This window comes from Megasphaera sp. ASD88, from assembly GCF_002287425.1.
GTDB lineage: Bacteria > Bacillota > Negativicutes > Veillonellales > Megasphaeraceae > Megasphaera > Megasphaera stantonii.
Window position 1 is genome coordinate 1 of the sequence record NZ_NQXW01000039.1, and the last position, 1,622, is coordinate 1,622.

Genomic DNA, 1,622 nt, shown 5'->3' on the forward strand with positions numbered 1-1,622 from the left:
TAAGTAAGAACGAGCAATCAGCTCTTCACATATCATGGAGAGTTTGATCCTGGCTCAGGACGAACGCTGGCGGCGTGCTTAACACATGCAAGTCGAACGGGAGGACATGGGAAGCTTGCTTCCTATGGACTCTAGTGGCAAACGGGTGAGTAACGCGTAAGCAACCTGCCCTCCGGATGGGGACAACAGCTGGAAACGGCTGCTAATACCGAATACGTTTTCATTGCCGCATGGCAGTGGGAAGAAAGGTGGCCTCTGAATATGCTACCGCCGGGGGAGGGGCTTGCGTCTGATTAGCTAGTTGGAGGGGTAACGGCCCACCAAGGCGACGATCAGTAGCCGGTCTGAGAGGATGAACGGCCACATTGGAACTGAGACACGGTCCAGACTCCTACGGGAGGCAGCAGTGGGGAATCTTCCGCAATGGGCGAAAGCCTGACGGAGCAACGCCGCGTGAGCGAAGACGGCCTTCGGGTTGTAAAGCTCTGTTATACGGGACGAACGGCTAGTGTGCCAATACCACATTAGAATGACGGTACCGTAAGAGAAAGCCACGGCTAACTACGTGCCAGCAGCCGCGGTAATACGTAGGTGGCAAGCGTTGTCCGGAATTATTGGGCGTAAAGGGCGCGCAGGCGGTTTCATAAGTCTGTCTTAAAAGTGCGGGGCTTAACCCCGTGAGGGGACGGAAACTGTGAGACTGGAGTGTCGGAGAGGAAAGCGGAATTCCTAGTGTAGCGGTGAAATGCGTAGATATTAGGAGGAACACCAGTGGCGAAAGCGGCTTTCTGGACGACAACTGACGCTGAGGCGCGAAAGCCAGGGGAGCGAACGGGATTAGATACCCCGGTAGTCCTGGCCGTAAACGATGGATACTAGGTGTAGGGGGTATCGACCCCTCCTGTGCCGGAGTTAACGCAATAAGTATCCCGCCTGGGGAGTACGGCCGCAAGGCTGAAACTCAAAGGAATTGACGGGGGCCCGCACAAGCGGTGGAGTATGTGGTTTAATTCGACGCAACGCGAAGAACCTTACCAAGCCTTGACATTGAGTGCTATCCTCAGAGATGAGGAGTTCTTCTTCGGAAGACGCGAAAACAGGTGGTGCACGGCTGTCGTCAGCTCGTGTCGTGAGATGTTGGGTTAAGTCCCGCAACGAGCGCAACCCCTATCTTCTGTTGCCAGCGCGTCATGGCGGGGACTCAGGAGAGACTGCCGCAGACAATGCGGAGGAAGGCGGGGATGACGTCAAGTCATCATGCCCCTTATGGCTTGGGCTACACACGTACTACAATGGCTCTTAATAGAGGGACGCGAAGGAGCGATCCGGAGCAAACCCCAAAAACAGAGTCCCAGTTCGGATTGCAGGCTGCAACCCGCCTGCATGAAGCAGGAATCGCTAGTAATCGCAGGTCAGCATACTGCGGTGAATACGTTCCCGGGCCTTGTACACACCGCCCGTCACACCACGAAAGTCATTCACACCCGAAGCCGGTGAGGTAACCTTACGGAGCCAGCCGTCGAAGGTGGGGGCGATGATTGGGGTGAAGTCGTAACAAGGTAGCCGTATCGGAAGGTGCGGCTGGATCACCTCCTTTCTAGGGAAGAAGTAACGGATTCTGC

Annotated in this window: 1 rRNA gene; it reads left to right on the top strand. The window is 55.6% G+C overall.

What is annotated here, in order from left to right:
• The first annotated feature begins 31 nt into the window (after window positions 1–31).
• Window positions 32–1,597 (top strand): 16S ribosomal RNA (locus CJ260_RS12200).
• The last annotated feature ends 25 nt before the right edge of the window (window positions 1,598–1,622 follow it).